This window comes from Rhodococcus oxybenzonivorans, assembly GCF_003130705.1.
Classification (GTDB): domain Bacteria; phylum Actinomycetota; class Actinomycetes; order Mycobacteriales; family Mycobacteriaceae; genus Rhodococcus_F; species Rhodococcus_F oxybenzonivorans.
The window spans coordinates 859,940-883,187 of record NZ_CP021354.1 but is presented as its reverse complement, the minus strand read 5'-3'; the positions used below and the strand labels follow the sequence as shown (position 1 = coordinate 883,187).

The 23,248-nt window shown below is 65.2% G+C and carries 25 protein-coding genes; 11 read left to right on the top strand and 14 right to left on the bottom strand.

Translation table 11 applies throughout. From position 1 onward, the window contains the following. Positions 1-98: 98 nt before the first annotated feature. From CBI38_RS04285 to CBI38_RS04275, 3 genes are all read left to right on the top strand, one after another. A complete protein-coding gene (locus tag CBI38_RS04285; RefSeq protein ID WP_230990202.1) occupies positions 99-914 on the top strand; it encodes an SDR family oxidoreductase in 816 nt (271 codons plus the stop codon). Continuing rightward, positions 911-1,639 carry an acetoacetate decarboxylase family protein gene (locus CBI38_RS04280; protein WP_109326684.1) on the top strand — a complete coding sequence of 243 codons (729 nt, stop codon included), beginning with the start codon at positions 911-913 and terminating at the stop codon, positions 1,637-1,639. The genes CBI38_RS04285 and CBI38_RS04280 overlap by 4 nt, the downstream gene beginning before the upstream one ends. Positions 1,640-1,787: 148 nt before the next feature. Further along, positions 1,788-2,630 carry an amino acid-binding protein gene (locus CBI38_RS04275; protein WP_109326682.1) on the top strand — a complete coding sequence of 281 codons (843 nt, stop codon included), beginning with the start codon at positions 1,788-1,790 and terminating at the stop codon, positions 2,628-2,630. Between the two features lie 13 nt (positions 2,631-2,643). Here the strand turns inward: CBI38_RS04275 and CBI38_RS04270 are convergent, their stop codons facing one another. After that, on the bottom strand, positions 2,644-3,837 hold the full coding sequence (locus tag CBI38_RS04270; RefSeq protein WP_109326681.1) for an MFS transporter: 1,194 nt from the start codon (positions 3,835-3,837) through the stop codon (positions 2,644-2,646). A gap of 155 nt (positions 3,838-3,992) precedes the next feature. Here CBI38_RS04270 and CBI38_RS04265 point away from each other — a divergent pair, with 155 nt between their 5' ends. Further along, entirely contained in the window at positions 3,993-4,436 is a 444-nt protein-coding gene (locus CBI38_RS04265; protein WP_109326680.1) for a MarR family winged helix-turn-helix transcriptional regulator, read from the top strand. 42 nt (positions 4,437-4,478) lie between these two features. Here the strand turns inward: CBI38_RS04265 and thpD are convergent, their stop codons facing one another. The 4 genes from thpD to CBI38_RS04245 are packed head-to-tail and all read right to left on the bottom strand — an operon-like array spanning position 4,479 to position 7,606. After that, positions 4,479-5,393: an ectoine hydroxylase gene (gene thpD, locus CBI38_RS04260; protein ID WP_109326679.1), complete on the bottom strand. Its 915-nt coding sequence runs from the start codon at positions 5,391-5,393 to the stop codon at positions 4,479-4,481. 35 nt (positions 5,394-5,428) lie between these two features. Beyond that, on the bottom strand, positions 5,429-6,106 hold the full coding sequence (locus CBI38_RS04255; RefSeq protein ID WP_109334848.1) for a GntR family transcriptional regulator: 678 nt from the start codon (positions 6,104-6,106) through the stop codon (positions 5,429-5,431). Then, a complete protein-coding gene (locus CBI38_RS04250) occupies positions 6,093-6,833 on the bottom strand; it encodes a maleate cis-trans isomerase family protein (protein WP_109326678.1) in 741 nt (246 codons plus the stop codon). Before CBI38_RS04250 ends, CBI38_RS04255 begins: the two co-directional genes overlap by 14 nt. Positions 6,834-6,865: 32 nt before the next feature. Further along, positions 6,866-7,606, bottom strand: coding sequence for a maleate cis-trans isomerase family protein (locus tag CBI38_RS04245; protein ID WP_109326677.1), 741 nt, complete (start codon positions 7,604-7,606; stop codon positions 6,866-6,868). Between the two features lie 83 nt (positions 7,607-7,689). Here CBI38_RS04245 and CBI38_RS04240 point away from each other — a divergent pair, with 83 nt between their 5' ends. Then, positions 7,690-8,664 carry a D-2-hydroxyacid dehydrogenase gene (locus CBI38_RS04240; RefSeq protein ID WP_109326676.1) on the top strand — a complete coding sequence of 325 codons (975 nt, stop codon included), beginning with the start codon at positions 7,690-7,692 and terminating at the stop codon, positions 8,662-8,664. A gap of 35 nt (positions 8,665-8,699) precedes the next feature. Then, complete coding sequence (locus CBI38_RS04235) at positions 8,700-10,070, top strand: amidase (protein ID WP_109326675.1); 1,371 nt, start codon at positions 8,700-8,702, stop codon at positions 10,068-10,070. 88 nt (positions 10,071-10,158) lie between these two features. On the opposite strand, the gene CBI38_RS04230 is transcribed toward CBI38_RS04235, so the two are convergent. Beyond that, positions 10,159-10,653, bottom strand: a complete 495-nt coding sequence (locus tag CBI38_RS04230) for a DUF3830 family protein (protein ID WP_109326674.1) — start codon at positions 10,651-10,653, stop codon at positions 10,159-10,161. Positions 10,654-10,720: 67 nt separating this feature from the next. Further along, a complete protein-coding gene (locus CBI38_RS04225) occupies positions 10,721-11,962 on the bottom strand; it encodes an aspartate aminotransferase family protein (RefSeq protein WP_109326668.1) in 1,242 nt (413 codons plus the stop codon). A gap of 119 nt (positions 11,963-12,081) precedes the next feature. Between CBI38_RS04225 and CBI38_RS04220 the strand changes: the two genes are divergently transcribed. Further along, positions 12,082-13,530, top strand: coding sequence for an NAD-dependent succinate-semialdehyde dehydrogenase (locus tag CBI38_RS04220; RefSeq protein ID WP_109326667.1), 1,449 nt, complete (start codon positions 12,082-12,084; stop codon positions 13,528-13,530). Between the two features lie 24 nt (positions 13,531-13,554). Here CBI38_RS04220 and hsaB read toward each other — a convergent pair whose 3' ends face one another. The 4 genes from hsaB to hsaA are packed head-to-tail and all read right to left on the bottom strand — an operon-like array spanning position 13,555 to position 17,075. Further along, complete coding sequence (hsaB, locus tag CBI38_RS04215) at positions 13,555-14,142, bottom strand: 3-hydroxy-9,10-secoandrosta-1,3,5(10)-triene-9,17-dione monooxygenase reductase subunit (RefSeq protein ID WP_109326665.1); 588 nt, start codon at positions 14,140-14,142, stop codon at positions 13,555-13,557. After that, positions 14,139-15,041: an iron-dependent extradiol dioxygenase HsaC gene (hsaC, locus tag CBI38_RS04210; RefSeq protein WP_109326664.1), complete on the bottom strand. Its 903-nt coding sequence runs from the start codon at positions 15,039-15,041 to the stop codon at positions 14,139-14,141. The genes hsaB and hsaC overlap by 4 nt, the downstream gene beginning before the upstream one ends. After that, positions 15,041-15,919, bottom strand: a complete 879-nt coding sequence (hsaD, locus tag CBI38_RS04205; RefSeq protein WP_109326656.1) for a 4,5:9,10-diseco-3-hydroxy-5,9,17-trioxoandrosta-1(10),2-diene-4-oate hydrolase — start codon at positions 15,917-15,919, stop codon at positions 15,041-15,043. The genes hsaC and hsaD overlap by 1 nt, the downstream gene beginning before the upstream one ends. 7 nt (positions 15,920-15,926) lie before the next feature. Next, the gene (gene hsaA / locus CBI38_RS04200; protein WP_201453588.1) at positions 15,927-17,075 is read right to left on the bottom strand and encodes a 3-hydroxy-9,10-secoandrosta-1,3,5(10)-triene-9,17-dione monooxygenase oxygenase subunit; all 1,149 of its coding nucleotides are present in this window, start codon (positions 17,073-17,075) and stop codon (positions 15,927-15,929) included. A 216-nt stretch (positions 17,076-17,291) separates the two neighbouring features. On the opposite strand from hsaA, the gene CBI38_RS04195 reads away from it, so the two are divergent. From CBI38_RS04195 to CBI38_RS04185, 3 genes are all read left to right on the top strand, one after another. Further along, the gene (locus CBI38_RS04195) at positions 17,292-18,467 is read left to right on the top strand and encodes a Rieske 2Fe-2S domain-containing protein (RefSeq protein ID WP_109334847.1); all 1,176 of its coding nucleotides are present in this window, start codon (positions 17,292-17,294) and stop codon (positions 18,465-18,467) included. A 2-nt stretch (positions 18,468-18,469) separates the two neighbouring features. Beyond that, on the top strand, positions 18,470-18,817 hold the full coding sequence (locus CBI38_RS04190; RefSeq protein WP_109326653.1) for a hypothetical protein: 348 nt from the start codon (positions 18,470-18,472) through the stop codon (positions 18,815-18,817). Between the two features lie 169 nt (positions 18,818-18,986). After that, on the top strand, positions 18,987-19,364 hold the full coding sequence (locus CBI38_RS04185; protein WP_109326652.1) for a VOC family protein: 378 nt from the start codon (positions 18,987-18,989) through the stop codon (positions 19,362-19,364). 60 nt (positions 19,365-19,424) lie between these two features. Here CBI38_RS04185 and dmpG read toward each other — a convergent pair whose 3' ends face one another. The 3 genes from dmpG to CBI38_RS04170 are packed head-to-tail and all read right to left on the bottom strand — an operon-like array spanning position 19,425 to position 22,158. Continuing rightward, entirely contained in the window at positions 19,425-20,453 is a 1,029-nt protein-coding gene (gene dmpG, locus CBI38_RS04180; RefSeq protein ID WP_109334846.1) for a 4-hydroxy-2-oxovalerate aldolase, read from the bottom strand. A 5-nt stretch (positions 20,454-20,458) separates the two neighbouring features. Continuing rightward, positions 20,459-21,361 (bottom strand): acetaldehyde dehydrogenase (acetylating), encoded by a 903-nt coding sequence (locus CBI38_RS04175; RefSeq protein ID WP_109326651.1) that lies wholly within the window; start codon positions 21,359-21,361, stop codon positions 20,459-20,461. Between the two features lie 11 nt (positions 21,362-21,372). Then, positions 21,373-22,158, bottom strand: a complete 786-nt coding sequence (locus CBI38_RS04170) for a 2-keto-4-pentenoate hydratase (protein ID WP_109334845.1) — start codon at positions 22,156-22,158, stop codon at positions 21,373-21,375. Positions 22,159-22,373: 215 nt separating this feature from the next. Between CBI38_RS04170 and CBI38_RS04165 the strand changes: the two genes are divergently transcribed. Next, positions 22,374-23,240: a MaoC/PaaZ C-terminal domain-containing protein gene (locus CBI38_RS04165; protein ID WP_109326650.1), complete on the top strand. Its 867-nt coding sequence runs from the start codon at positions 22,374-22,376 to the stop codon at positions 23,238-23,240. The last annotated feature ends 8 nt before the right edge of the window (positions 23,241-23,248 follow it).

Sequence of the window (23,248 nt, the reverse complement as noted above, 5' to 3'; positions counted from 1 at the left end):
GCAAGTTTTCGCTGATCGGCGCCTCGGAATTGACACGAGTTCTCACAACTGGAGGTCGGCACGTGGGTAACAACGACGGCGACAGCGGACTCGCCAAGATGTCGGTGCTCGTCACCGGCGGCGGAAGCGGCATCGGGTTGGGCATCGCCACGGCGCTGGTGGCGGCAGGAGCGCACATCACGATTTGTGGACGCAATGAGGAAAAGCTGTCCTCCGCGGCGGCCGGGATCGAGGCCGACAACCCGCCCGGGACCGTCGACACGGTCGTCGCCGACGTCACCGCCGAGGACGACGTCGTCCGCGCGGTCGCGAAGGCGAGCGAGCGCACCGGACAGCTGGACGGGGTCGTTGCCTGCGCCGGCGGAAACGAAACCGTGGGACCGGTGACGCAGCTCGACGTCGACGCGTGGCGACGGACGGTGGATCTGAACGTCACCGGCACGATGCTGACGATCAAACATTCCGCACGTGCCCTCGTCGCCGCGGGTGGTGGATCCATCGTGACCATCTCCTCGATCGCCAGCAGCAACACGCACCGATGGTTCGGCGCCTACGGCCCGTCCAAGGCCGGCGTCGACCACCTCACCCGACTCGCCGCGGACGAACTGGGTGCGTCCCACGTGCGCGTCAACTGCATCCGGCCCGGACTGACCCGCACTGATCTCGTCGCGCTCATCACCGACGGCGGCCCCGTTCTCGACGACTACATGGCCAACACACCCATTGCCCGAGTCGGTGAAGTCACCGATATCGCCGCCCTCGCCAAGTTCCTGCTCGGACCCGAATCCACGTGGATCACCGGGCAGATCATCAACGTCGATGGTGGTCAGATGCTGCGGCGTGGACCCGATTTCCGCTCGATGTTCGAGCCCATGTTCGGTGCGGACGCACTGCGCGGAGTGGTCGCGCCGTGAACTCACATCAGGTGCTGGGCAAGCAAGTCGACATGCCGGTGGAGATTCGGCAGGCGTCGGCATTCACGGCGATGTACTCGGTGCCGACCGGTGCCGCGCAGGAACTGATCGACTACACCGGCCTCGAGATACTGCAGTTCCGGCCCGGACGCGGCATCTGCGCGCTGGTGTTCGTCGACTACGTGGACGGAGATTTGGGCCCCTACAACGAATTCGGCGTGACCTTTCTCGTCCGCGACCACCGAACCGACAGCACTTCGGTCGCACAGGATGTGAAGGCTCTGGCCAAGGGCCGGGCAGGTGCCTTGATCCATCGGCTGCCCGTCGACGGCGAGTTCACCCTCGCAGCCGGTAGGGGAATTTGGGGTTTCCCGAAGGTGTTGGCCGATTTCGACGTCGATCACGTCAGCTCCGTCAAGCGGGCGTCGGTCAGCCAGGATGGCCGGCTGATCGCTCAGCTGAGCGTTGCCAAAGGCATATCGCTTCCCGGTTCCGGTGCCGGTGCCTCCCTCGCGGCGTACTCACACCTCGATGGGATCACCCGGTTCACCACTTGGGACATGAACCCGAGTGGTGTCCGGTCCCGGCCAGGTGGCGCGGAGCTCAAACTGGGCACCCACCCGATTGCCGAAGAACTGCGGTCGCTCGGCCTCCCGAAACGGGCGTTGGTCACGTCTTCCATCCCCAACCTCCGAATGACCTTCGGTGACGCGCAACGAGTCTGACCGGGAACCCCGTGCTCCAGCTCACGACAACGGAGTTCTGTATCGACAGCCACGTCGGCCCTGTGACCCAACGTATTTCACGCCCCTCTGTCACATCACCGACGTGCGGTGAAATGGCGTCGCAACACGGTGCGCCGACAGTGTGTGTATGAACGATGCCGCGAGAGAACCCGGAGTTCATGTCAACGCGTGCGAGGCGTGCGGTCGGCTCCCGCACCCCCGCCGCGTCCGCCTGGCGCTTGCCAAACTGTGCGCTGTCTTTCCCGTCGAACTAGTGCTCCATGCCTTGGTCATCCATGTCCACGTGTCCTACCTCGTCACCGTCGCAGTGCTCACCGTCAGCACGACGGTGTTGGTGATCTGGGTCGTCGAGCCGTCCGCGATGAGACTGCTCAGCGGGTGGTTGCACGGCCCGCCCGAGGGGAAGCACAGCCATTTCGCGACCGGACAGTCGCTCTGGCGCATCCGCGTCCGGGTGAGCGACCGCCCGGGACAGCTTGAATCGCTTGCCCACAACCTTGCGAAGCTCGACGCGAACATCCTCACGGTGCATGTCCATCACCTCGAGGGCGGGTCGCTCGACGAGTTGATTGTCGGCGCGTGCCGGGACACGTCACCGGACGCACTGTCGACTGCCGTCGAGTCCGCGGGCGGCCTCGGTGTCGGCGTCTGGCCCGCTTCGGCGCTCGCGTTGATCGACGGCCAGACCAAGGCGTTGACGTTGGCGGCGCGGGTGGCGGCCGATCCGTCCGAACTTCCCCTGTCTATCGCAGAACTCCTCGGCGCGCAGTACGTCGACACGTTCAGCGACCGGACCCGGTCGAACGAGTACCCCGCCAACACGGCGTTCCTCGAAATCCCGGCCCGTGACGGTGACATGCTCGTCTTCACACGGGCTGTCGACGAGCCGTTCACGCCAGCCGAGGTTGCCCGTGCGCAGCGCCTGAGTGAGCTTGCGCGACAGACGAATTCTGTTCCACCGCTCGGCTGACCGAAGTGTGTCGTTATACCGACACCGTCGACACTGTCTCATCTTCCGACCGCACCGGACGCCGATCGAGCACGGTGGCAAGACCGAGAACAGCGAGAGCACCCACCGTGAGTGCGGCGCCCATCCAGATCGGCGAGGTGAATCCGAGTCCCGCTGCGATGGTCATGCCACCGAGCCACGCGCCGAGTGCGTTCCCCACGTTGAAGGCCGCGATATTCGCGCCGGACGCCATAGTGGGAGCTTCCTTCGCATAGTTCATGATGCGCATCTGCAGTCCCGGGACGGTCGCAAATCCGAATGCGCCCATCAGAAACAGTGCGGCGACGGTCATGGGCTTGTTATCGGCGGTGAGAGCGAAAACGACGAGGACCACGGTCAGCACCGCAAGAATGGTGATCAGCGTGCGGGTCAGTGCCTTGTCCGCGGCACGCCCACCGAGGAAGTTGCCGACGAACAAACCGCCACCGAAGAGGACGAGTAGCCACGGAACACTGGTGGAGGCGAATCCACCGACCTCGGTGAGGGTGAAGGCGATGTATGTGAAGGCACCGAACATGCCGCCGAACCCGAGGATCGTGACGGCGATCGAAACCCACACCTGGGGTGTGCGGAAGGCGCGCAGTTCGCCGCGAAGTCCGGCTGAGGCAGGATCGCTCGGACGATCCACCGCCGGCACCAGTGTCGCGATCCCGATCAGCGCGATCACACCGATGACGGTGATGGCCCAGAAGGTCGAACGCCATCCGAACTGCTGACCGAGAAAGGTACCGAAGGGGACTCCGAGAACGTTGGCAACGGTGAGTCCGGCGAACATCGTCGCAATGGCGCCCGCCTTCTTGCTCGCGGGTACCAGATCTGCCGCGAGCACGGAGCCGATGCCGAAGAACGCGCCGTGACACAGGGCGGCGAGCACCCGCCCGGCCATCATGACCTCGTAGGTCGGGGCCAGCGCCGACAGCAGATTTCCGCCGATGAACAGCACCATCAGTAGTTGGAGGACACGCTTGCGGTCGAAGCGTGTGACGGCCGCGGTGATGACGATGGCTCCGACTGCCACCGACATGGCATAGCCGGAGATGAGGTAACCGGCCACCGATTCGCTGACCTGGAAGTCAGCCGACACTTCCGGCAGCAGTCCCATGATGACGAACTCGGTGAGTCCGATACCGAAACCGCCCATGGCGAGGGCGAGTAGGCCCAGTGGCATCGCAGCCACCCCTTTCGTACAGACTCGGAGAATCGAGCGAGCGCTCTAATCACGCGCCTGCAGTAGTTGCAGACGCGTGGTAAATAGTTGCATACGCGCTCTATCTGCGCAAGCTGGTATTCTCGGTCTGGAGCCGAATATCAGGAGGTTGGTCAGTGGCAGTCGCCGATGATGCCGTCGAGATCCGGTCGCAAGGCTGGCGCACACTCGCCGCCCTGCACGGACTGCTCGAGTCGGAGCTCGAACGTGCACTGCAGCGCGACCACGACCTCTCCGTGGTCGAATACACGGTGCTCGACGCGCTGAACCGCCAGGACGGCTGGCATATGCGGATGGCGCAGCTCGCGCGGGCCGCGGCGCTCAGCAGCAGTGCCACCACCAGGTTGGTGAATCGATTGGAGAACCGGGGCCTACTCACCCGCATTCTGTGCGACGACGACCGTCGCGGTATCTATACCGAGCTCACACCTGCGGGCCGAGCAGCCTTGGACGCGGCGCGCCCCACTCACGATGCCACGCTGGAAGCGGCGCTCGATCAGGCTGCCGAGGTTCCCGAGCTCGCCCACCTCGCCCGTGTCCTGCACGAGCTGCCCGGGTGAGCGGCGACGCGCGCACCGGCACGCGTCGCCGCCCACCCGACGTCAGCCGAGCGGCGTGAAGTCGCGCGACGCGATGTAGTCGGGCCGGGGACGCGCAGCGGCGAACGGCTCGACGAGAGTGTTCTCGACGCTGTTGAACACAAGGAAGATGTTCGACCGCGGGAACGGCGTGATGTTGTTGCCCGACCCGTGCATCACGTTCGAGTCGAACCACAGCGCGGTGCCCGCAGCGCCGGTGAACTGCTCGATCCCGTACTCCGCGGCCATGTCGGTCACATCCTCCCGCCGAGGAACCCCAACTTCCTGCGAGACCAGCGAGGACGCGTAGTTGTTCTCAGGTGTGGCGCCTACACACTGGACGAAACTCTTGTGCGATCCGGGCATCACCATCAGCGAGCCGTTGAACGGGAAGTTTTCGGTGAGCGTGATCGAACAGCTGACCGTCCGGGGAATCGGGAGGCCGTCCTCGGCGTGCCAGGTCTCGAAGTCGGAATGCCAGTAGAAACCCGTGCCCTTGAAACCGGGCATCGAGTTGATCCGGCTTTGGTGGATGTAGACGTCGGAGCCGAGGAGTTGCCGCGCGCGATCGAGGATTCTGCCGTCGCGAACGAGTTCGGCGACCATCGCACTGCACCGGTGGACGTCGAAAACGGAACGGACCTCGTCCGTGCCGCGTTCGGTGATGACCCGCCCGCTCTCGCGCATCTGCGCGTCGTGGGACAGCCGGACGAGCTCCTCACGGTAGACGGCGACCTCGTCCGCACCCAGCAGGTTCTCGACGATGGTGAAACCTCGGGCCTCGTGACGCTCGAGCGCGGCGGCGTCGAAGGGGCCGTCGGAGGGCGTTCCCCATACAGCAGGTTCACTGCGCGCGATCATGGACGGCTCGGTGCTGATCCGGGTCGGGTAATGGTCGCGGCTGTTCGTCTGTTCCTGGATCTCAGCTACCTGAGTCATATGCCCTCCTCGGCGCGTTCCTCTACTTCGGTGTTCTACGAGGACAAAGTCCTCTGATCGGCGCGCAGGCGCTGAACGGCATCGTCGAGATGCTCGGCCAGTAATTCCTGCACCTCTTCACGTGTACCCGTTCTGATCGCTTCTCGCAGCTCGTCGTGTTCTTGGGCCTGCTCCCGAATGTCCTCATAGGTGGTCTGCAGGGCGCCTAGGCACATCCGCGTCTCGATCAGCAAGGTCCGGGCCGCACGGACCAGCCGGGGACTCGATGCGCTTTCCACCAGAACCTGATGAAACAGCTGGTCGGCGTCCGATACGGCGGCCGCGTCACCCCGCTCGGCGGCGGCCTTCATCGCGATGACAGGTGCTTCGAGAGCGCGATAGACGTCCTCCCTCGGCCCGTCGTCGAAAATCATCTCGAGCGCACCCCGCTCGATCACCGATCGGCTCCGATAGACGTCGACGACGTCGTCGAGGGTCAGCTCCGTCACGAAGATGCCCCGGTGACGGATGCTGTGAAGGATTCCCTCGGACACCAGCCTCTGCATGGCCTCGCGTAGCGGCCCGCGCGACACCTGGAAGTGCGCGGCCAGATCCGCCTCCCCCAGCTGCGTGCCGGGCTCGAGTGCGCCCTTCATGATGGCGTCACGCAGTCGATCCGCGATGAACTCGGCAGTCGATTGACGACTGACGGGTTCCAAGTCAGTCAGAGCCATGACTGTGGCCTTTCTCGAACAAGGTTCCTAACGACGGATGCACCGCCGTGTGGCCCGCGAGGCGCAGGCCTTCCCAGATGGTCACCTGGTTTGCCGTGAGGACCGGCTTGCCGAGGCGCTGCTCGAGAGTACTCAGCGCGCCCAGCGTCCTCATCGCCGTATCGGGGATGAGGAGTGCTTCCGAATCCGGGTGATCGTTTCCGACCGCCAACTCGACCACTTCCTCCGGGCTCAACAATCCGACTTCGGCGGCGGTATCGATGCCGGCGCTCGACATGGACAGCACCTCGACGCCGGCAGCGGCGAGGAAGTCGACGAACAACTTCGCAACGTCCTCCGGGTAGCTCGCGGCCACCGCGACGCGGGTGATCCCGAGGGCAGCCAGCGCGTGGACGAACGCGAAACTGGTGCTGGACGTGGGCACACCGGTGGCCGCGGCGAGGGCATCGGCCTGCTGCTTCGCGCCGTCGGGTCCGTAGACGAAGCTGCCCGATGTGCAGGCCCACACGACGGCGTCCGGCTTCTGCTCAGCAAGGAGGGCGGCGCCGCCGGCGAGCTTCTCGGGACTGCCGAGGTCCAGCAGTTCGGGCACGGCGTGCAGGTCGGTGCCGTAGATGTGCACGACCGGCAGGTCCACCCCGAGCATGTCCGCGGCAAACGGGTAGTCGTCCTCGGCCGCGTGGTCGGGGTAGATGAATCCCACGGTGGGGGCCTGGGAGCGGGTCATGCGTTCTCCTCTATGGGGGTCGGGGGGTCGGATCAGAAGACGTTGCGGAGCCACTTGCCGGGTCCGGACATCGGGAGCTTCATCCGACCGAGGCATGCCCAGATCGTGAGCTGATTGGCGGTGAGGACGGGTTTACCGAGCTCCGCCTCGAGCGGGGCGATCACGTCGTAGGTGGGAAGATTGGTGCAGCTGACGAAGATGGCTTCCGATTTCGGGTCGTCGGCGGCGATGATGCGTTCGGCGATCGTCCGGTAGTTGACCTTCCAGATTCCGCCGCCGAGCCCGAGGTGATCGGACCGCACCACGTCGGTTCCCGCCTCGTGCAGAAAACTGTGCAGCCGCTCGGTCAGCGCCGCGTCGTAGGGGGTGATCACCGAGACCTTGCTCAGCTCGAGGTGTTCGATCGCCTCGAGGAGGGCGCCCGACGTCGTGATCGCGTGCTGGGCGCCTGCCTGACAGATGGCGTCGCACAGCTTCCGTTCGTGTGCAATGCCCTTGATGAAACTCCCGGACGTGCAGAGGTAGGCGACGACTTCGGGTTCCACGTGCATCACGTCACGGGTTGCCGTCATGAGATGCCGGCGCTCGGACACCAGTTCTGCCATCTCCAGGCTCACCGGAACCGGTTCGTAAGGGGTGCGCGCGAGGTGCAGGCTCACCTCGAGCGGCGCCCATCGCCACAGCTCGCGTTCGAGCGCCAGGTCGAACGGGGCGATGATGCCGATTCCTCGCTGCGCAATTGGCCCTTCGAATTCGGGAATGTTCAGTTCCAATACCGGGCCTCACCTTCGCTTCGGCAACGCCTGAGCCTTTTCGGATTGTTGACAATCATACGAGCTACTCTTACGGTGTCAACGTGAGTCGAAAACCGATCGTCGCGGTGCTCCATGCGCAGGTCCTGCCGCGGAACGACCTTATGGCGCCGGTCGACTCGCGTGCCGAGGTTCGCTACACGGACGAGGCTGGGTTGGCTCGCGCGCTCGACGGTGCCGACGTCTTGTTCCTCTACGACTTCCTGAGCGGCGCCGTCCCGGCAGCCTGGCACGCGGCCGACTCGCTGCAGTGGCTCCACATCGCCGCCGCCGGGGTAGACCCGGTGATGTTTCCCGAGGCCCGCGACAGCGACGTCACCATCACCAATTCACGGGGCGTGTTCGACGGCGCCATCGCCGAGTACGTACTGGCGCAGATTCTTTCGTTCGCCAAGGACCTTCCGGGATCGTTACGGTTGCAGCAGTCCCACACCTGGAAACACCGGGAGTCCGAACGGATCGCGGGGCGCACCGCGTTGATCGTCGGCACCGGTCCCATCGGACGTGCCGTGGCCCGGCTGCTCCGCGCTGCCGGAATGACAGTCCGCGGATCGGGGCGCCGGGGGCGCGAATCCGATCCCGACTTCGGCGTCGTTCTGCCGGCGGACGACCTGCCCGCACAGCTCGCCGACGCAGACTACGTCGTCGCAGTGGCGCCGCTCACCGAACAGACACGGCACATGTTCTGCGCCGAGACTTTCGCGGCGATGAAGCCGGGGGCACGGTTCGTCAACGTCGGCCGCGGCGAGCTCGTCCGCACCGACGACCTGGTCGAGGCGCTGCGGTCGGGGACGATTGCCGGCGCCGCACTCGACGTGTTCGACTCCGAACCGTTGCCGGCGGACCACCCTTTGTGGGACATGCCGAATGTCTCGATCACGCCACACAATTCGGGTGATTTCGCCGGGTGGCGCGATGCGCTGGTTACCGTGTTCACCGACAACTTCGAACGATGGGTCGCGGGGCACCCCCTCGAGAACGTCGTAGACAAGCAACTCGGGTACGTCCCGAGCCGCTGAAGCAGGGGCCGACCGTCCAGGATGAAGGAGTCTCCATGAATCCCACCGACATGACCGCCGTCGAACTGGTCACGGCCTACTCGTCCGGAGAGCTGTCGCCCGTAGAGGCAACGCAGGCGATTCTCGACGCCATCACCGAGCGTGACCGTGACATCAATTCGTACTGCCTCGTCGACGCGGAACGAGCTCTCGCCCAGGCGAAGCAGTCGGAGGAGCGCTGGACCACCGGCTACTCCAAGGGCCTGCTCGACGGCGTACCGATCTCGATCAAGGACATCTTCCTCACCGACGGATGGCCGACGCTCCGCGGTTCCCAGGCGATCGACGAGGATCAGCCGTGGAACGTGGACAGTCCTGTCGCCGCCCGGCTCCGCGAAGACGGGATGGTCTTTCTCGGCAAGACCACCACTCCCGAGATCGCGTGGAAAGCTGTCACCGACAGCGCCCTGTGCGGTATCACCCGCAACCCCGCCGATCCGACCAAGACGGCCGGTGGTTCCTCCGGCGGCAGCGCGGCAGCAGTGGCAGCCGGTCTCGGCCCCTGCTCGGTAGGCACCGACGGCGGCGGCAGCGTGCGCATTCCGGCGTCGTTCTGCGGGGTCGTCGGGTTCAAACCCACACACGGGCGGATTCCGCTGTTCCCGGCGAGCCCGTTCGGGCCGCTGGCACACGCCGGTCCCCTCACCCGCACCGTGGAGGACGCCGCCCTGCTGATGGACATCATGTCGCTGCCCGACCCCCGCGACCCCACGTCACTCGCCCCCTTCCCCACCACTTTTCGCGGTGAGATCGGCCGCGACGTCGTCGGACTCGGTGTCGCCTACTCGCCGACACTCGGCTACGTCACCGTCGATCCGGAAGTGCGGGCGATCGTCGATCGGGCGGTCCGGTATCTCGACTCGGCCGGTCTTCCGGTCACCGCAGCCGATCCGGGATTCACCGACCCCCTCGACGCTTTCGAGCTCCTCTGGGCGGCCGGTGCGGCCGCGATGTTGAAGAACTTCCCCGAAGGCGCGCGGGACAAGGTCGATCCCGGGCTGGCACGGGTGTGGGAGCGCGGCGAGACGTTCAGCGCCGTCGACTATCTCGACGCACGGGCGGTTGCCGCGGACGTCGGCATCACGATGGGCAAGTTCCACCTCACGCACAACGTGCTGCTCACGCCCACCGTCCCCATCCCCGCATTCGAGGCCGGACACGACGTTCCGCCGGGCAGCGACCTCACCAGCTGGCCCCAATGGACCCCGTTCTCCTACCCGTTCAACCTGACGCAGCAGCCGGCGATCAGCATCCCCGTGGGCAAGACCGCCGCGGGACTACCTGTCGGGCTGCAGATCGTCGGCCCGCGGCACTCGGACGACCTGGTACTCGCAGTCGCGCGGTTCGCCGAGCACGTGCTGGGCTGAATTCGATCCGCGGACCTTCACAGCGCGTCGCACCCTTCTGACCCGGCGCGATGCGTACGGAAGGTCCGCGGATCGGGTTCCCGCGACGTCAGGCCCGGGCAAAGCTCATCGTTTCGCCTTCGACTCCGCGCATCCACAGGTCGTTGCACGCCGCCGCCAATTCGGGGAGGCCGTCCTCGATGGCGGCGAACACATTGCCCGGCACCCATCCGACGTCACCGTTGAGCAATAGGTTGTTGCGGCCGTAGAAGATCGCCAAGTCGGTGGCACCCTGTTCGGCGTGTGCCTCGGAGCCGGGCTCGTACCCGTAGGCGGAGTTCCCGATCTCCCAGGGCTCGAAGTCGAAGAGGCACACGTCGCCGGGAATCGGTGTGACGGTGGGGTTCTCGCGGTGCGGCGCCGCGGTGATGCGCGGGATCAGGGTGTACACCTCGTTCCGCGCGTACTTGGCATGGTAGGCGTCCCCACTCTGCGGAAGCGCGTTCCACACCGCGTCGCAGGTGCGCGGGGCGTCGTCGTCGAGAAGTCGGGCGCGACACGTCACGCCGCGCTTGTCCAAAGTGATGGTGATGTAGCGAGCCACGTTTCCTCCTTCGTAGCCCCTGTGAGTACTTATTAACCGCGGGCGGTTAATAAGTACTCACAGGGGGTTACATCTCGTCGAGCACCTCGGACCAGATCGCGAGCGCGTCCTCGACCTGCTGCTCGGACACGATGAGCGGTGGGACCATGCGTACCACGTTCATGTGGGCGCCGCAGGTCAGCAGGAGCAGGCCCTTCCGAGCGGCCAATTGCTGGGCTGCGGTCGCCGTCGCACGGTCCGGTGTTCCGTCGGGCGCGGTGAATTCACTACCGACGAGCAGTCCCAGTCCCCGAATGTCCCCGACGCCCGCACCGGCGGTGCGGCGAGCACCCTCGAGGAGCTGCGCCCCGCGCTCCGCAGCGTTGGTGACAAGACCCTCCTTCTCGATCACCTCGAGCGTCGCGACCGCGGCAGCGCAGGACACGGCGTTGCCGCCGTACGTTCCGCCCTGCGAACCCGGCCATCCCTTGGCCATGAGTTCGGCCGACGCCGCGATCCCCGACAACGGGAACCCACTGGCGAGGCCCTTGGCGATGGTGATGATGTCAGGCTGGACGTCGAAATGCTGGTGTCCGAAGAACTTGCCGGTGCGGCCGAATCCGGTCTGAATTTCGTCGATGACGAGGAGGATTCCGTATCGGTCGGCGCGCTCGCGCAGTCCGTGGAAGAACGTCGTGTTGCCGGGCACGTATCCGCCCTCGCCGAGTACCGGCTCGACCACGAATGCCGCGGTCTCGTTCGGCGCGGTGAGCGTGGCGAAGATGTAGTCCAGTTCCTTCAGCGCGAAGGCCGTGGCTTCTTCCTCCGACCAGCCGTAGCGGTAGGCGTTGGGGAACGGGGCAACGTGCACACCGCCCATCAGCGGACTGAACCCGGCCGAGAACCGGGTACCCGAGGTGGTCATCGTCGCCGTCGCCACAGTGCGGCCGTGGAAGCCACCGTGAAAGACGATCACGTTCGGCCGGCCGGTCGACTGACGGGCGAGGCGCAGCGACGCTTCCACTGCCTCACTTCCCGAGTTCGCGAAGAACAACGAGTCGAGGTTTTCGGGCAGCACCGCCCCGAGCCGCTCCGTGAGTTCAAGTAACGGCTGGTGCATGACCGTCGTGTACTGCCCGTGGATGAGCGAGCCGACCTGCCGGCGGGCAGCCTCGACCACGTGGGGGTGGCAGTGGCCGGTGCTGGTTACCCCGATTCCCGCGGTGAAGTCGAGGTAACGGCGGCCGTCCGTGCCGTAGAGGTAGCACCCCTCGCCGTGGTCGACCGTCACAGGTGTGGCTTGTGCAAGCAGCGGAGATAACCGAGTCACGAGAACCCTCCCACGCGTAGATGCCGCCGATCGTGCCGCAGCAGTTTGCATTGTCAGATTGTTGACAATCTGTATATCATGGGCGGCATCACTTCGGCAACGGAGAATGGGGAAGAAACATGCTCGAGGAAGTAGCAATTCGTTCGGTGCAGACCGGTCTCTTCATCGGCGGGAAGTGGCGTGACAGCGCCCGCACCATGCCGGTCCACGACCCGTCGACCGGACAGATCCTGTGCACGGTCGCCGACGCCGACGCCGCGGAGGCCCGCGAGGCGCTCGACGCAGCGGTGGCGGCGCAACCGTCGTGGGCCGCCACCACTCCCCGCGAACGCAGCACCATCCTCATGAACGCGCACCGCCTGCTGCTCGACAACACCGATCGGCTCGCCCTCGTCATGACCCTCGAGATGGGTAAGCCGCTCACCGAGGCGCGCGGCGAAATCGCCTACGCCGCCGAGTTCTTCCGGTGGTTCGCCGAGGAAGCAGTCCGTATCGACGGCGGTTACATGACCGCACCCGGAGGTGGGTCGCGATTCGTGGTGACCAGGCAGCCCGTCGGACCGAGCCTGCTCATCACTCCGTGGAACTTCCCCATGGCGATGGGGACCCGCAAGATCGGGCCGGCCATTGCTGCCGGATGCACGTCGGTGATCAAGCCCGCCGCGCAGACTCCACTCTCCATCCTCGCCCTCGCCGACATCCTCACCGAAGCCGGACTGCCCGATGGTGTGGTCAACGTGGTGACCACCTCTCGACCGGACGAGGTGATCAGTCCGCTGATCCTCGACGGCCGCGCCCGCAAACTGTCGTTCACGGGATCGACCGCGGTGGGCAAGCACCTCCTCGAACTGTGCGCGCGCACGGTGATGCGCACTTCGATGGAACTCGGCGGGAACGCGCCGTTCCTCGTCTTCGACGACGCAAATCTCGACGATGCCGTCGACGGTGCCATGGCGGCGAAGATGCGCAACATCGGCCAAGCCTGCACGGCCGCGAACCGAATCCTCGTGCACAGTTCGGTAGCCGAGGAGTTCACGCGCAAGCTCACACAGCGGATGGAGGCACTGCCCGTCGGGCGCGGCACCGAGGACGGCGTCGTGGTCGGACCGCTCATCGACGAGGCGGCGGTCGCGAAGGTGAGCACTCTTGTCGCGGACGCGGTCGGGCGCGGCGCCTCCGTTCTGACCGGTGGCGAACCACTAGACCGCCCCGGCAACTTCTACCCGGCAACCGTCTTGACGGGCGTGCCGGACGACGCCGAGATGTGCCACAACGAAATCTTCGGACCCGTGGCCGCGATCAGCACCTTCGACACCGAGGCGGAGGCGATCGAGCGGGCCAACGACACCCCGTACGGGCTGGTGGCCTACGTCTACACCGAGAACCTGAAACGCGGTCTGCGAGTAAGCGAAGCCCTCGAAACGGGAATGGTGGGCCTCAACCAGGGAGTCGTGTCCAACCCGGCGGCACCGTTCGGCGGGGTGAAGGAATCCGGGCTGGGCCGCGAAGGTGGGCTCACCGGCATCGACGAGTTCCTCGAAACCAAATACATCGGAGTCGCGATGTGAATGTGACCCGGGAAGGCAAGTGCCCTACAGCCAGGTGTCTTCCGACGACGTGGTGAGAAAAGCCTCGAGGTCGTCACGCCACGGCGCGGGCACGGTCTTGTCGGGTTCGATGCCCGTGTACTGCCCGCGGTAGAACAGCAGGGGTCGCTCCTCCCTGATTTCGCTGAGCGACGCCACGCGGCCGAACACCACCCAGTGATCGCCACCGTCGTGCACGGTCTCGAGTGTGCAGTCGATGTGGGCGAGCGAACCGGTGAGAATGGGTGAGCCCAGCGGCGACTCCGTCCAGTCGATCCCGGCGAACTTGTCCGGGTCGCGGGACCCGAATCGCGCACACGTCGACTGCTGCTCCTCGGCGAGCACGTTCACGCAGAAGACACCACTGCGTTCGATGGCCGCCCACGACCTCGACGTCTTGGTGGGACAGAACAACACGAGCGGAGGCTCGAGGGACAGCGCGGCGAAGGACTGGCACGCGAACCCCACGGGCACGCCGTCGTCGATCGTCGTGATGATGGTGACGCCGGTGCAGAACTGGCCGAGCACCGTGCGGAACCGTCGCGGGTCGATCGCCTCGGCCGCGACGGCCCCGTCCCCGGTCACCTCGCTCACGACTGCATCCCGACACCGAAGTCGTGGCCCCACAGACTGACCGCCGTGCTCTCCCTCGCGACCCAGCTCTCGTCTTCGACCTGCCTTCCCTCGCAGCCGAATTCGATGTCGAAGCCGCCCGGGGTCTTCATGTAGAACGAGAGCATGAGGTCGTTGACGTGGCGGCCGAGGGTCGCCGACATCTTGACCTTCTTCCGCAGTGCTCGATCCAGGCACAGACCGACATCGTCGGAGTTCTCCACCTCGATCATGAGGTGCACGATCCCGCTGGGCGTGGGCATCGGTAGAAACGCGAGACTGTGATGCCGCGGATTGCAGCCGAAGAAACGCAGCCACGCGGGTTTCCCGTCGGCCGGCCGCCCGACCATCTGCGGCGGCAACCGCATGGAGTCGCGCAGACGGAACCCGAGAACGTCACGATAGAAGCGCAGCGAGGCGTCGTCGTCGGTGGTGGAAAGCACGACGTGGCCGAGTCCCTGTTCGCCGGTCACGAATTTGTGCCCGTAGGGGCTGACCACGCGGCGGTGCTCCAGCGCCGCACCGTGAAACGCCTCCAGTGTGTTGCCCGACGGGTCCTCGAAGGTGATCAGCTCGTCGACTCGGCGGTCCTGCAGCTGCTCGACGGTCCCCTCCTTGAACGCGACGCCGGCAACCGACAAGCTGTCGCGGACCTCTTGCAGCTCCGCGGCATTGGCCGTCTCCCAGCCCGACACCGACAGTCGGTCGTGGTCGCCGGGGAAGATGACGAGCCGAGCCGGAAAGTCGTCCATCCGTAGATACAGGGCATCGGGGTCGCTGCCCTTCCCCTCGACCATGCCCAGAACTTTGAGTCCGTACTCACGCCACGCGGCCATGTCGGTGGCTTCGATACGCATGTACGCCAGTGACCGAATACCCATCACTTGCCCCCGTCCAGGAGGAAATCGGCTGCCAATCGGTTGAATTCGTCGAACTTCTCGAGCTGCGCCCAGTGCCCGCACCCACCGAAGACGTGCAGTTGCGCACGCGGAATCAGCTTGAGTGCCACCAGCGCCCCGTCGAGCGGATTGACCCGGTCCTCTCGTCCCCAGATCAACAGGACCCGCTGACGGAGCTTGTACGCGTCCCGCCACAGCATGCCCTGCTCGAAGCCCGCGGAGGAGAACGACTTCCCCATCGCCTTCGCCGCCGCGAGCGACTCCGGGGTACTCGCTGCGGCGAAACGTTCCTCGATCAATTCGGGGGTGATCAATTTCTGATCGAACACCATGATGCGCAGGAAGGCCTCGAGGTTTTCCCGGGTCGGCTCGTAGCTGAACTTACCGAGGTTTTTGACGCCCTCGGTCGGGTCGGGGGCGAACAGGTTGACACTCAACCCGCCCGGGCCCATCAGGACGAGACGTCCTGCGCGATCGGGATAGTCGAGAGCGAACCGCACGGCGGCACCGCCACCGAGGGAATTACCGAGCAGGTGGACCCGCCCGCTGATGTCGAGGGTGTCGAGCAGATCGTTCAGCGCCGAGGCGCTGTGCCCGAAATACTGCGGGTGCTCGGTGGGCTTGTCAGACAACCCGTAACCCGGTTGATCGACCGCCAAGACGTGGAACTTCTCGGCAAGAACCGGAATGTTTCTCGCAAAGTTCGACCACGACGACGCGCCGGGTCCGCCGCCGTGCAGCAGCACGATTGTGGGGCCGTTGCCGACACCTGCCTCGTGATAGTGCAGTCTCAGGTCGGGTCGTACCTGCGCGAACTTGGACGTGGACTCGAATGTGAGAGCTTCCTCGGTCGTCGTCACAACTCTCCTAAACCATCGTGTCCGTGATCGGCAAACCGAATTCACCGGTGCCGTACATCACGTACGCCCGCTCGGGATCATTTGCCGCGTGCACGCGTCCGGCATGAGCGTCCCGCCAGAAGCGTTGCAATGGTGTGCCGTTGGCCAGCGCCGTGGCACCGGAACTCTCGAACAGCTTGTCGATCGACGAAATGGCCCGGCCCGTGGCGCGTACCTGGTCACGTCGCGCGCGGAGACGGAGTTCGAAGGGCACGTCGCGCCCGGCGAGAAGACACGCGTACTCGTCGGCCACGTTGCCCGACAGCTGCCGCCAGGCGGCGTCGATGTCGCTGGACGCCTCGGCGATCCGGACCTTGGCGAACGGATCGTCCTTTGCCTTCTCACCGGCGAATGCTGCGCGGACACGCTTGCCCTGATGCTCGACGTGTGCGTCGTACGCGCCGTAGGCCATACCGACGATCGGAGCGGAAATCGTGGTCGGATGAATCGTCCCCCACGGCATTTTGTACACCGGGGCGGTGTTCTGCTCGAGCCCGGGGGCTGTCAGGTTGCTCATCGCCTTGAAACTCAGGAAGCGGTGGCGGGGAACGAACACGTCCTTCACCACCACCGTGTTGCTGCCGGTTCCCCTCAGTCCCACCACGTTCCACACGTCGTCGATGCGATAGTCCTCGCGGGGAATGAGGAAGCTGCCGAAGTCGACCGGCCGCCCGTCCTTGATAACGGGACCACCGAGCACTGCCCAGCTGGCGTGATCACACCCGGACGACCATGCCCAGGCACCGTTCACCGTGTAACCACCGTCGACCACCTGGCCGGCGCCCATCGGGGCGTAGGAGGACGAGATGCGCACATCGGTGTCCTTGCCCCACACATCTTCCTGCGCCTGCTGGGTGAAGAGGCCGAGATGCCAGTTGTGAACTCCGATGATCGACGAGACCCATCCGGTGGAGCCGCAGGCACTCGCGATCTTCCGCACCGCGGAGTAGAACAGCACCGGATCGGCCTGGAAGCCGCCCCACTGCTCCGGCTGAAGCAGTTTGAAGAAGCCGGACTCCTGGAGTGCCTTGATCGATTCGTCGGGGATGCGACGTAGATCCTCGGTTTCCTGCGCACGCTCGCGCAGTGTCGGCAGTAGCGCCTCGAGCCGCTGCATCACCTCGTGACTGTCATGGTCACCCACAGGACGCTCCTGTCTCGTCGATGGTTCACTCACTCTCTGAGACTAGAACACGTTCCCATTTCTGTCGAGCCTCGGGCAAAGACGCAGTTCGACGCCTCAGCGCTCGAAGAAAGCCTCTCGAAATCTGGCGGATCGTGAGGAACTTCTATAACGTGTTCTACTGACAGCATGAAGGGATGTGAAGGCACAATGGCGCAGATTCGCGAGATCGATGTAGGCACTGTCCAGACCCGCTTCGCGCGTGGTTGGCACTGCCTCGGCTTGACCAAGACATTCAAGGACGGCAATCCGCATTCGGTCCTGGCTTTCGGCACCAAGCTCGTAGTCTTCGCCGACAGCAAAGGCGAACTGAAAGTTCTGGACGCCTACTGCCGCCACATGGGCGGTGACCTCTCCCAGGGTTCGGTCAAGGGCGATTCCGTGGCGTGCCCGTTCCACGACTGGCGCTGGGGCGGCAACGGCAAGTGCACGAGCATTCCCTACGCACGCCGGGTGCCGCCGATCGCGCGGACGCGGTCGTGGACCACGCTGGAGCGGAACGGGCAGCTCTTCGTCTGGAACGACCCCGAGGGCAATCCGCCGCCCGACGAGGTGACCATCCCCCGGATCGACGGCGCATACAGCGACGAATGGACCGACTGGACCTGGAACTCGATGCTGATCGAAGGCGCCAATTGCCGCGAAATCATCGACAACGTGGTCGACATGGCGCACTTCTTCTACATCCACTACGCATTTCCGACGTACTTCAAGAACGTCTTCGAAGGCCACATCGCGACCCAGTACCTCAACACGAAGGGTCGCCCCGACGTGGGGATGGCGACGCAGTACGGCATGGAGTCGCTGTTGCGCTCCGAGGCCGCGTACTACGGGCCGTCCTACATGATCAATCCGCTGTGGAACAGTTACGGCGGGTACGAGGTCGAGAGCGTCCTCATCAACTGCCACTATCCGGTGACGAACAATTCGTTCATGCTCCAGTACGGCGTCACCGTCAAGAAGCCGACCGGCATCGACGACGACACCGCCGACAAGTTGGCGGCCAAGTTCACCGAGGGCATCGCCGAGGGCTTCCTGCAGGACGTCGAAATCTGGAAGAACAAGACCAAGATCGACAATCCCCTGCTGTGCGAAGAGGACGGCCCGGTCTACCAGCTGCGACGGTGGTACGACCAGTTCTACGTCGATGTCGCCGACGTCACCGAGAAGATGACGCAGCGTTTCGAGTTCGAGGTCGACACCACCAAGGCCAACGAGGCCTGGCAGCACGAGGTGGAGGAGAACCTGGCCCGGCAGAAGGCCGAGCGAGAGGCCGCGGAGCAGACGGTGACCGCCGGCTCCGAGAACAAGGAAGCGCAGGTCTGATCATGAGTGCCTCGACCGAATGGGCCAAAGCTCCCGACTACGCCGGGCAACCTGCTCGGCTCGAGGCCATTCATGCGCAGACGATGGCCGACAAGGCCAACTACCTCGACGACGGAATGAACGAGGTCGAGTGCCGCACTTGCGGCACCTGCGTCCTGGTGCGCAAGAACAGTCTCAAACACACCAGCGTCCAATGGACGAGCGACCCGGCGAAGACGTGTCCGACGTTTCGCGACCGGGCCGCGGAGGGGCAGCCCACCGCCCTTCAGGACGGATGCCCGCGGCTGTGGGACAGCATCAACCACGCGGTGATGGAGGGGTTCATCGACGTGCGCGATCACCGCGAGTAGCGGTCCGGTTCCCACCCTGCTCTCGCCCGATGTGTCAGGGGTGCAGTTCGCCTGCGCCCGATGGCACATCGGGCGAAGCTATGTGGACCCCTTTCGCCTGCGAACCCGGCGACTTACGCTGAAAAGTGCCGTCGGACACGGCGGTTTTCCGCCAAGCCGGAGGCAACCCATGACAGGCAGAATCGTGCATTTCGAAATCCCCTTCGACGACGGCGAGCGCGCCCGCGCGTTCTACCGCGACGCGTTCGACTGGGCCATCGCCGAGATCCCGGAGATGGACTACAGCATGGTCACCACCGGACCGGTGGGCGAGAGCGGAATGCCCACCGAGCCCGGGTTCATCAACGGCGGCATGATGCAGCGCGACGAGGTGAAGTCCCCTGTCGTCGTCGTCGACGTCGAGAGCATCGACGCCGCACTGGAGAAGGTCGAATCGCTCGGCGGAAAGACGGTCACCGGCAAGACACCCGTCGGCACGATGGGGTTCGCCGCCTACTTCACCGATACCGAAGGCAACATGGTCGGGCTCTGGGAAACAGCCCGCTGACCTGTGAGTACTTATTAACCGCGGGAGGTTAGGAAGTACTCACAGGCGGCGTAGCCGCACTCACAGGCGCTCTTTTTGCAGCTCCAACGCGATGTCGATGAGCTGATCTTCCTGTCCACCGACGAGCTTGCGCTTGCCTGCGCGGACGAGGAGTTCGGCGGACGAGACGCCGTATCGCTCGGCTTGGCGTTCGGCGTGCTTGAGGAAGCTCGAGTACACGCCTGCGTACCCCATCATCAGAGCCTGGCGGTCGAGGAGACACTCGGCCGGCATCACCGGCCGTACCACGTCCTCGGCGGCGTCGGCGATCGCGAAGAAGTCGATTCCGGTCTTGACACCGATCTTGTCGCATACTCCCACGAACGCCTCGACGGGGGCGTTGCCGGCACCGGCACCGAACCGTCTTGTGCTGCCGTCGATCTGCTTAGCTCCCGCGCGGACCGCGGCGATCGAGTTGGCCACTCCTAGACCGAGGTTCTCGTGGCCGTGGAACCCTACCTGCGCGTCCGACCCCAGTTCCTGCACCAGCGCTTCGACCCGGTCGGACACCTGCTCGAGGACGAGGGCACCGGCCGAGTCGACGACGTAGACGCACTGGCATCCGGCGTCCGCCATGATCCGGGCCTGCTTGGCGAGCTTCTCCGGCGCAATGGAGTGAGCCATCATGAGGAAGCCGACGGTTTCGAGGCCGCGCTCGCGGGCCAGTCCGAAGTGCTGGATCGAGACGTCCGCCTCGGTGCAATGGGTCGCGATCCGGCAGATCGACGCGCCGTTGTCCTGAGCGACGATGATGTCGTCCTTGATACCCAGGCCGGGCAGCATCAGGAAGGCGATTTTCGCGTTCTTCGCCGTGTCGACGGCGATGGAGATGAGTTCCTGCTCGGGCACCTTGGAGAAGCCGTAGTTGAACGACGAACCGCCCAATCCGTCACCGTGAGTGACCTCGATGACGGGGACTCCCGCATTGTCGAGGGCGCCGACGATCGCCCGCACCTCGTCACCGGTGAACTGATGGCGCTTGTGGTGGGAGCCGTCCCGCAACGACGTGTCGGTGACGCGAATGTCCCAGCTGGGGTCGAAATGAACCATCGTGCTCACGCCTCCACGCTCAGGAGCTTCTGGGCGATCTCTTCGCCCACCTTGGTTGCCGCTGCGGTCATGATGTCGAGGTTGCCCGCGTACGGGGGCAGGAAGTCGCCTGCCCCCTCGACCTCGACGAAGGTGGTGACCGTGGCCTGTCCGCCGGACACGACGCTGGGGTCGTCGAACTGCGGTTCGTTGAGCAGCCGGTAACCGGGGACGTACTGCTGGATGTCCGCCACCACCCGGTGGATGGAATCAGTGATGGCGGCACGGTCGGCATCCTCGGGGATCGCGCAGAAGATCGTGTCGCGCATGATCATCGGCGGGTCGGCCGGGTTGAGGATGATGATGGCCTTGCCGCGCTGCGCCCCGCCGATGGTCTCGATGCCACGGCTGGTGGTCTTGGTGAACTCGTCGATGTTGGCGCGGGTGCCGGGGCCGGCGGAGACCGATGCGACCGAGGCGACGATCTCGGCGTAGGGCACGGACACGACCCGGGACACCGCGTACACGATCGGGATGGTGGCCTGCCCCCCGCAGGTGATCATGTTGACGTTGGGGGCGCCGAGGTGTTCACGCAGGTTGGCCGGCGGGACGACGGCGGGCCCGACCGCGGCCGGTGTCAGGTCGACAGCCCGGATGCCTGCTGCCTCGTATCGGGGCGCCGCCTCGCGGTGCACGTAGGCGGAGGTCGCCTCGAACACCAGGTCGGGCTTCTCCGGCTGGTTCAGCAACCAGTCGACGCCCTCGGCGGACGTCTCCAGACCCAGCTTGCGCGCGCGGGCGAGGCCCTCGCTGTCGGGATCGATGCCGATCATCCACCGCGGCTCGAGCCATTCGGATCGCTGCAGTTTGTAGAGCAGGTCGGTGCTGATGTTGCCTGAACCGACGATCGCCACACTTGCCTTGGTCATGAATACAACTCCTACTTGAACTGCAGAGAGACGGTTCCGAGTCCACTGAACTCGGCTCGAAAGTGATCGCCGGGACGAGCGTCGATGGCGCGGGTGCACGAACCGGGAAGCACGATGTCGCCGGCTCTCAACCGGACGCCGAAACTGTCGACCTTCCGCGCCAGCCAGGCGACGGCCGTCACCGGGTTGCCGAGCACCGCGTCGCTGCGGCCCTCGGCGATGAGCTCACCGTTGCGGGTCAGGACGGCGTCGATGGCCTTGATGTCGATGTCGGACGGGCGCACCCGGTCGGTGCCGAGCACGAACCCTGCGGAAGACGCGTTGTCGGCGATAGTGTCGGCCAGGCCGATCTTCCAGTCCTTGATGCGGCTGTCGATCAACTCGATGGACGGCGCGTACGCCACTGTGGCATCGAGGACGTCCTGCTCGGTGCAGTCCGCTCCCGGAAGATCGGCGCCGAGGACGAAAGCCACCTCAACCTCGACTCTCGGGTAGCAGAACCGAGCCGTGTCGACGGGTTGGTCCTCGAACACCTCCATGTCGGCGAGCAGATGCCCGTAGTCGGGTTCGTCGACACCCATCATCTGCTGCATGGCGAGAGACGACAGACCTACCTTGTGCCCGACAACCTTCGCGCCGTGCTGCAGCCGGCGGCGGATGTTGATCAACGCGATCTCGTATGCGTCGACGACGTCGATGTCCGGATGGGCGGCGGTCAGGGGCCCGACGGGAATGCGACTGCGCTCTGCGGCGTCGAGCTGATCGGCCAGCTCGGTGCGTAGTTGGTTCGAGAGCATGTTCTGTGTGCCTTCCCTGAAAACTGACGTGAGTGCGCACGCCCGGAACATTCGATGCCATGTGTTCTCGTCCGGTGCGCTGCCGTCCCCAACACTTCCTGGCAGTGAGAATGGACCGACAACCCCATCATTCTATAACGTGTTCTACATGGGCAAGCACGAATCCGACACGGTGGTCGCAGCCATCCCCCTCACACAGAAGAGGGACGCCTCGCATGCCCATTGACCCGAATATCGCCATCGGCGCCGAACTGCCCACGCTCGAGTTCGCCTGGACCGCGTCCGACGTGCAGCACTACCATCTCGCCCTCGGTGCGGGTTCCCGTCCGCTGGATGAGAAGGAGCTGCGCTACCTCACGGACCGCACCCCTCAGGTGCTACCCACTTTCGCGACGGTCGCGGCCAATTTTCATGCCACCGACGCTCCGCAGGTGTCCTTCCCCGGTGTCGACATCGATCTCGCGAAAGTGGTCCACGGCAGCCAAGAGGTGACCGTGCACCGGCCGCTTCCGCCGGAGGGTAAGGCTCGCACGACAACCCGCATCGCGGAGGTGTGGGACAAGGGAAAGGCCGCGGTCATCGTCCAGGAGTCGGCCACCACCGATATCGACGGCGCGCCGCTCTGGACCAGCCGCTCGTCCATTTTCGCCCGAGGCGAGGGTGGATTCGGCGGCGAGCGCGGGCCGTCGCAGTCCGTCGAGTTGCCGGACCGCCCGTCCGACGCCGAGGTCGACATTCCCGTGCTCCCGCAACAGGCGTTGATGTATCGAATGTGTGGTGACCGCAATCCTTTGCATTCCGATCCGCAGTTCGCGGCCGCCGCCGGTTTTCCGGCGCCGATTCTTCATGGGCTGTGCACCTACGGAATGGTGTGCAAGGCGGTGGTCGACACGATGCTGGACTCCGACGCGTCGCTGGTCGCGGGCTTCCGAGCGCGATTCGCAGGTGTGGTGTTTCCCGGCGAGACGTTGCACGCCCGCATCTGGAAAGAGGCCGGGCTCCTGCTGATCTCGGCCACCGTTCCCGAGCGTGATCACTCCCCTGCCCTGGCCGACGTGGTGCTGACCATCGCCGGGCGGTGACGGCCGGG